This window comes from Halomonas sp. 3A7M, assembly GCF_014897875.1.
Lineage (GTDB): Bacteria > Pseudomonadota > Gammaproteobacteria > Pseudomonadales > Halomonadaceae > Vreelandella.
Genome location: NZ_JABUZD010000017.1, coordinates 42,098 through 48,986, shown reverse-complemented (window position 1 = coordinate 48,986; position 6,889 = coordinate 42,098). Strand labels below are relative to the sequence as shown.

The window sequence follows — 6,889 nt, the reverse complement described above, 5'->3', positions numbered from 1 at the left end:
TGGGTTAGAAGTGCTTCCGGGGGCCGGTCTCACGGATTCAGGTTGATTTAAGCCAGCGCTTCACAGTTGATGGATGGATATTCTCCAATTCAGAGTATATCGGGATAAGGGTTTGCAGAATGTTCTTAGGTCCATGACCATCGAGATACATGGAGATGCAAGCTTTCACAGCCTCAGCACGTTCAGGAATCAACGTCCCATCGGTCTGAAGCCAGAAAGGATTAAATTTCTTGATGCTCTGACCGGAGCGCGCTTTCCTGCGCTTACTCTCATAGGCCGCAGAAATACGCCTTGATAAATTGCGACTATATTCGTTTGCTTGCTGAGCCTTGCCCACCAGTACATAGATCAAAGAAGAATTCGACTGTAGGACTTCTTTCGAATAGATTTGTTGATCCTCAAGAGTAACAATGATCACTCCCTTAGATGTAATGCTGTTGACCAGCGAAACCATATCTATAGCATCCAGGCGTCCCAGGCGGTCTATGGCTTCCACAAGGATAAAATCACCAGCATTGATCTTGCCTAGATCAATTGCATCTAGAATGCGTCCTAGGCCATGTTTCAGATGATCACCTGAGAAACCGCTACGCCCCAGATCCTGCTGTGACAATGCCGATAACTGAACATCTGGGTTCCTTGATAGCCAATCGCTTACCATGGCTTGTTGCCGTTCAGTAGTGGACCCAGCACCTTGCTGGGCTGAGCTGAAACGAACATAGGAGATTGCTTGAGGCATGATGAAATACTTTTAGCTATGATTCATCATATGTTAGCACCCTTCCAACTCGTTGCCGCCATGAACCCCTGCCCCTGTGGACACTTGGGCGATCCGCGTCAGCGCTGCCAGTGCAGTTCCAGTCAGATTCAGCGCTATCAGGCACGGCTTTCTGGCCCGCTGCTAGACCGCATTGACCTGCAAGTGGAAGTGCCCGCCCTGCCGCCCGAGCAGCTTACCGCCCAAACTCAAGGCGAACCTTCCAGCGCCGTGCGCGAGCGAGTGATGGCCGCCCGAGAGCGCCAAATGGCGCGAGGCGCACTCAACAGCCAGCTAAGCGGCAAAGCCTTAGAAGCCGCCTGCGCGCTGAACGATGAAGAGCGCGCCTGGTTGGCAGGCGTGCTGGAAAAACTCAAGCTCTCTGCCCGTGCTTACCACCGCGTCCTGCGGGTCGCGCTTACCCTGGCCGATCTGCAAGGCGAACCCAAGCCTACCCAGCCGCACTTTATCGAGGCGATCGGCTACCGGCAGTTGGATAGGCTGTTGAAAGGTGCCTAGCGATGGTGATTGGCCATTACATCGACAAGCCGTTGGCATAGGGCGTCGAGCTTTCCACCCGTCGCTTCATCCTTGAGCGCGCCTGACTCGTTAAACGCACTGCCTGCCTTCGGCAATGATAGTGGCTGCGGCAGTACGGTCAAACTCAGATTGGCCAACAATTGCTGTCCAAGGGGCAATGCTCGAATACCGCCCAGCCCACCAGGGGATGCCGCTACCAGCGCAGCCCACTTACCGGCAAATAACTTGAGCCCCGGCGTATCCTGGTAGGGTCGTGACAGCCAGTCCAGTGTGTTTTTCAGCAGCGGTGTGATAAAGCCGTTGTACTCTGGCGAAGCGATCATCACTGCTTGGTGATCGGCCAGTATTTCGCGTAGCTTCAGTACATTATCAGGCATGCCCTGGGCTTCAATATCTTCATCGAACAGCGGGCAAGGGTAGTCTTTTAAATCGATAAAGGTAGCCTTTCCACCCAAGGCCTCAATGCGCTTGGCGGCAAGCTTCGCGAGCTGTTTGTTAAGCGAACCTTCACGGGCACTGCCCGCTAATACGAGAACTTTTGCTACTGATGATGCCATTACCATTTCCTCTTTATAAGAACGTGTTTGAAAGCCTCACCATTTAACATTTGTGTCTTTTGAGCAAGGCGTTTTTTGCTGATGAGCGGCTAGGCTCGATATGCAAGCTTGCCGCCATTAAAACGTCTGCACGCTGTCATTCAACTTTCACTATTACGGGTGAAAATTAGCAAAAGCTGAAACTGCTCTACTTTTTCTTCCTAAATAGTGAAACCGTGATGACTAAGCCGTTACTAGCGACCGCCCTATTCGCCTTTGTATTTACCAGTGCGGCGCACGCCCAGCAGGATTTTAGCGCCACATTGTCCGGCCATGCCCAGCTACCCGGCAGCAGCTTTGTGGCGGCGCCTTCCGGCGCCGCTGAGCACTACAACGTTTCAGGCCGTTTTACTGGCCCAGAGGGCCGTGCTGAGCAGTTGTATACCAACATGCAAGCCACCGGCTTAGCGCTACCCTTCCCCAGCCAGCCATTGCAGGGGTTTTCAGGTATTCGCTCGTTAGGCGATGATCGTTTCTTGGTATTAACCGATAACGGCTTTGGCTCCAAAGCCAACTCCTCTGACGTCATTCTGATGTTTAACATCATAAAGACTGACTGGGACACCGGGCGTGTCATCATCGAGGAGACCGTTCAACTATCGGACCCAAACCGCAAAGTGCCCTTCCCGATTATGAATGAAGCCACGCCTGGTCGCTTTTTAACCGGCGCTGATTTCGATATTGAATCGATACAGCCGGTGGGCGATAGCTACTGGATTGGCGATGAGTTCGGCCCCTGGATTATCCAGGTCGATAATCAGGGTGAAGTGCTGCAAGTGCTGGCCACTAACCCTAGTGGAACGCTGATGCGCTCACCAGACAATGCCTTTGCCCTCACCCCGAACCCTGGCGCGTCTCTCGCTGATGAGGTGGTAGTGTTTCGCTCCGGCGGCTATGAAGGCATGGCGCTCTCCGAAGACCAAACAACGCTCTATCCCTTGCTGGAAAAACCGATCTGGGACAGCAACGCCAACGCCCCGGAAACGATTGATGGCACCCCCGTGTTAAGAATGTTCGAGCTCGATACTGAAACCGGAGAATGGGGCGACACAACCCGCTACTACCCCTTGGAGTCAGCGGATCATGCGATTGGCGATTTCAACCTCATTGGCGGAACACGTGGCCTGATTATCGAGCGTGATAGTCGCCAGGGCGACCCGCGAGAAGCGTGGGCAGACAACCCCGCTGAGTTCAAACGTATCTACCTCATCGACCTCGACCGTACAGACGAGCAGGGAGTGCTTGAGAAAATCGCCTATATAGACCTGATGAACATCCAGGATCCAGATGGCATCGCGCCCCGCGGCACGATCAACGGCACCTTTAACTTTCCCTTCGTGACCATTGAGAATGTCGATCGCGTCGATGAGAGCACCATCGTGGTCGCCAATGACAACAACTACCCTTTCTCGATTGGCCGCCAGCAAGGACGCGCTGATGATAATGAGCTGATACTGCTCGATGTGGAGGACTTTCTGAACGCTCAGTAACGAAACTCAGTAGCGAAAATAGGCCTGAGGCAGGGCGCGCGCAAGCGCCCTAGCCTCAGCTTGCTCCTCCCAGTGCTTTAAACATTTACGTTATTGCCCACGCTCAACAACGTTGTCTACGAAACCATCCAGAGCTTCAAACAACACTTCACGAATGGGATCGGCCTCGTTAACTAAGTGGTGCCGTGCTTCTGGGTGGCGGTGGACCTCGGCATTGGGAAACTTCTCCTCCAACACCGCCAAATTCCACTCCCAATCGACGGTAAGATCTTGCTCACCCTGTAAAATAAGCGTCGGCAGCGGGTTAGGTTCCAACGCTAGCAAACGCGGCATCCAACGCCGCATCGCGGTTATCCAGGCGACGCTTAAGCGTTCCGGTTGCAGCGGGTCTTGGTCACGTAGGAACGCCGTAAACTGCTCATCGGTGGAGTTGGGGCGATACTTACGTGGTAGCTCCTTTAGAAAAGGGCTGGCAATCAGGTGCAGCCAACTAGACTGGCTCCAGCGCCAGGGGCGTACCAATGGCGCTAGCAGCACAATACCGGCCCAGCCTGCCGTTTCACGACGAGTGAGCGCGTCAGTCGCCAAGATGGCCGCCCCCGTACTCTGCCCAACACCTAGCCACGGCGTAGGGGCCATGCCCTGGCATTGTAATGTTGCCTGTAAATGCGCAAGGCAGTGCTGATAGTCGTCAAAATCGTCAATATCAGCGCGTGGGCCGCTGGAAAGACCGTGACCAGGAAGATCCCACAACACCACTCGCCACCCTTTGGCCAGCAGGCAGCCGAGCAAATGGCGGTAAAGGCCTAAATGGTCAAAGTAACCATGAATCACAAACGCAGTGCCCGTGGGCACAGGCGGGCTCCATACTTGGCACCACAGAGCAAAGCGTCCAGTATCAATAAATCCCGCGTGCACTTCGCTGGTATCGTTTAGTAGCGTTTCTAAACCGTAGTGGCGAAAATAGTCATGCACAGCGTCCGTTAGCGTGTCGCCCGGCCTAAGCTGGGAGAGCGATGACTCGCCTGCTGCTTGTCTAAACAAGCCTTCCAGGTGTTGGAAATTATGCATTAACGTCTCTCCGTGAACGCCACCTATCCATTGGCTGAATGATAGCGGAGACCACTACCGCTCTCATCATTTGGTCGAGCATTTTGCTGCTTTACGGCATCGGCTGTTTACATGCCCGCGCAGTTGTGGAAGTATTTTCCACAAATATACATTTACCCTGGCCGTGGCACGATAATATCCCACGGGCACCTTTACAGGAGAACCCCATGAGCGAGCGTATCACGCGTCACCGTTTACAGGTGTCAGCAGACCTGGACCGTTTCATCAATGAGCAGGCTTTACCGGGCACTGGTGTCGACGAAAGCACCTTTTGGGCTGGCGTTGACGCCCTGTTCCATGATTTGACACCGAAAAATCGCCAGCTGCTTGAAGAGCGCGACACGCTCCAAGAAAAACTGGATGTCTGGCACCGTGAAAATCCGGGCCCGGTTAGCGATATGCCGGCTTACCGCAGCTTCTTGAAAGAAGCTGGCTATCTGGTGGATGCACCCAACAGTGTTAAAACCACCACGGCCAATGTAGATCGTGAAGTGGCTGTTCAAGCAGGCCCGCAGTTGGTGGTGCCTGTGAGCAATGCCCGCTATGCACTGAACGCCGCTAATGCCCGCTGGGGTAGTTTGTACGATGCCCTATACGGCACCGATGCGATTTCAGAAGAAGATGGCGCTGAAAAAGGCACCAGTTTCAACCCGAAGCGTGGCCAAAAAGTTATCGCTTATGCCCGTGGTGTGCTTGATCGCGCTGCCCCACTGGCCACCGGCTCTCACCGCGATGCGGTGAAATACGCTATTCGTGATGGCCACTTGGTCGTTAGTCTGGAAGGCGGTCGTGAAACCGGCCTAAAAGATTCCGGCAAGCTGATCGGCTTTAACGGCGATGCATCCGCGCCTGAAGCAATCCTGCTTACTAACAACGGCCTGCACCTGGAAATCCAGATCGACGACAGCCACCCGATCGGTAAAACCGACCCCGCTCACGTGAAAGACGTGGTGGTGGAAGCGGCGCTGACCGCTATTATGGATTGTGAAGACTCCGTTGCTGCTGTCGACTCTGAAGATAAAGTCGGTGTTTACAGCAACTGGCTTGGCCTGATGAAGGGCGACCTGGAAGAGAGCATCGACAAAGGCGGCAAAACCTTCAAGCGGACGCTGCACGCCGATCGTACTTGGCAAACCACTGATGGCAGCACCGTTACACTGCCGGGTCGTTCGCTGATGTTCGTGCGTAACGTTGGCCATCTGATGACCACGCCTGCCGTCCTGGACGAAAATGGCAACGAACTGCCGGAAGGTATTCTGGATGCGGTAGTGACCTCGCTGCTGTCACTGCACGATCTGAAGAAAGACGCCGATCAGCCACGCAACTCCCGCGCTGGCTCAGTGTATATCGTGAAGCCGAAAATGCACGGGCCGAAAGAAGTGGCGTTCGCCAACGAACTGTTTGGTCGCGTTGAAGACATCCTGGGCATGAGCCGCGACACCCTGAAAATGGGCATCATGGATGAAGAGCGCCGCACTACTGTCAACTTGAAGGCGTGTATTGCTGAAGCGGCTTCTCGCGTTGTGTTCATCAACACCGGTTTCCTTGACCGCACCGGTGACGAAATGCACACCGCCATGGAAGCAGGCCCGATGGTTCGCAAAGGCGATATGAAGAGCGCTGCGTGGATCACTGCCTACGAGAAGAACAACGTGCAGGTAGGCTTAGCCTGTGGCCTGCGTGGTCGTGCTCAAATCGGTAAAGGTATGTGGGCGATGCCGGATCTGATGCATAGCATGCTAGAGCAAAAAATTGGTCACCCGAAAGCGGGTGCTAACACGGCATGGGTGCCTTCTCCAACGGCGGCTACGCTACATGCGCTTCACTACCACCAAGTCAACGTAGCGGACGTACAGCGCGAACTGGAAGCCCAAGGCGAACCCGACTTTTTAGATGACCTGCTCACCGTGCCAGTAGCCGAAAACGCCAACTGGTCGGATGAAGAGATTCAGCAAGAGTTGGATAACAACTGCCAGGGCATTCTGGGCTATGTGGTGCGCTGGGTTGAACATGGCGTGGGCTGCTCGAAAGTGCCGGACATTCATAACGTTGGCCTAATGGAAGACCGCGCTACGCTGCGTATTTCCAGCCAACATATCGCCAACTGGCTGCACCACGGCATTGTCGATGCGCCGCGAGTGGAAGAAACGCTTAAGCGTATGGCTAAAGTGGTTGATCAGCAGAACGCTGGCGACCCCACCTACACGGCCATGAGCGCCGACTTCGAAGGCTCAACCGCCTTTAAAGCAGCCTCTGACTTGGTGTTCAAAGGCCGCGTACAGCCTTCTGGCTACACCGAACCGCTACTTCACGCGTGGCGTCAGGTGCATAAGGCGAAGTAAACGCGCTTTGCGGTATCATCAGCCTCGAGGCGCATGCCTCGGGGCTTTTTTATA

The 6,889-nt window shown here is 54.4% G+C and carries 5 protein-coding genes and 1 pseudogene; 3 read left to right on the top strand and 3 right to left on the bottom strand.

The genetic code is table 11. From position 1 onward, the window contains the following. Positions 1–37: 37 nt before the first annotated feature. On the bottom strand, positions 38–739 hold the full coding sequence (locus INT19_RS01050; RefSeq protein WP_193059365.1) for a recombinase family protein: 702 nt from the start codon (positions 737–739) through the stop codon (positions 38–40). Positions 740–775: 36 nt separating this feature from the next. Between INT19_RS01050 and INT19_RS01045 the strand changes: the two are divergent. Next, positions 776–1,276: pseudogene (locus INT19_RS01045) on the top strand (magnesium chelatase subunit ChlI family protein); the annotation flags it as partial. Here the strand turns inward: INT19_RS01045 and INT19_RS01040 are convergent. Beyond that, positions 1,273–1,854: an NADPH-dependent FMN reductase gene (locus tag INT19_RS01040; protein ID WP_193059364.1), complete on the bottom strand. Its 582-nt coding sequence runs from the start codon at positions 1,852–1,854 to the stop codon at positions 1,273–1,275. The pseudogene INT19_RS01045 and the gene INT19_RS01040 overlap by 4 nt on opposite strands. Before the next feature lie 218 nt (positions 1,855–2,072). On the opposite strand from INT19_RS01040, the gene INT19_RS01035 reads away from it, so the two are divergent. Then, positions 2,073–3,383 (top strand): esterase-like activity of phytase family protein, encoded by a 1,311-nt coding sequence (locus INT19_RS01035; protein WP_226916902.1) that lies wholly within the window; start codon positions 2,073–2,075, stop codon positions 3,381–3,383. A 90-nt stretch (positions 3,384–3,473) separates the two neighbouring features. Here the strand turns inward: INT19_RS01035 and INT19_RS01030 are convergent, their stop codons facing one another. Beyond that, positions 3,474–4,454: an alpha/beta hydrolase gene (locus INT19_RS01030; RefSeq protein WP_193059362.1), complete on the bottom strand. Its 981-nt coding sequence runs from the start codon at positions 4,452–4,454 to the stop codon at positions 3,474–3,476. Between the two features lie 206 nt (positions 4,455–4,660). Here INT19_RS01030 and INT19_RS01025 point away from each other — a divergent pair, with 206 nt between their 5' ends. Continuing rightward, positions 4,661–6,835, top strand: coding sequence for a malate synthase G (locus INT19_RS01025; protein ID WP_193059361.1), 2,175 nt, complete (start codon positions 4,661–4,663; stop codon positions 6,833–6,835). Positions 6,836–6,889: the final 54 nt, after the last annotated feature.

Excerpts from the sequence above, each read along its gene's own strand:
- INT19_RS01050 (WP_193059365.1), bottom strand. The coding sequence starts at position 739 with ATGCCTCAAGCAATCTCCTATGTTCGTTTCAGCTCAGCCCAGCAAGGT.
- INT19_RS01040 (WP_193059364.1), bottom strand. The coding sequence starts at position 1,854 with ATGGCATCATCAGTAGCAAAAGTTCTCGTATTAGCGGGCAGTGCCCGT.
- INT19_RS01035 (WP_226916902.1), top strand. The coding sequence starts at position 2,073 with ATGACTAAGCCGTTACTAGCGACCGCCCTATTCGCCTTTGTATTTACC.
- INT19_RS01030 (WP_193059362.1), bottom strand. The coding sequence starts at position 4,454 with ATGCATAATTTCCAACACCTGGAAGGCTTGTTTAGACAAGCAGCAGGC.
- INT19_RS01025 (WP_193059361.1), top strand. The coding sequence starts at position 4,661 with ATGAGCGAGCGTATCACGCGTCACCGTTTACAGGTGTCAGCAGACCTG.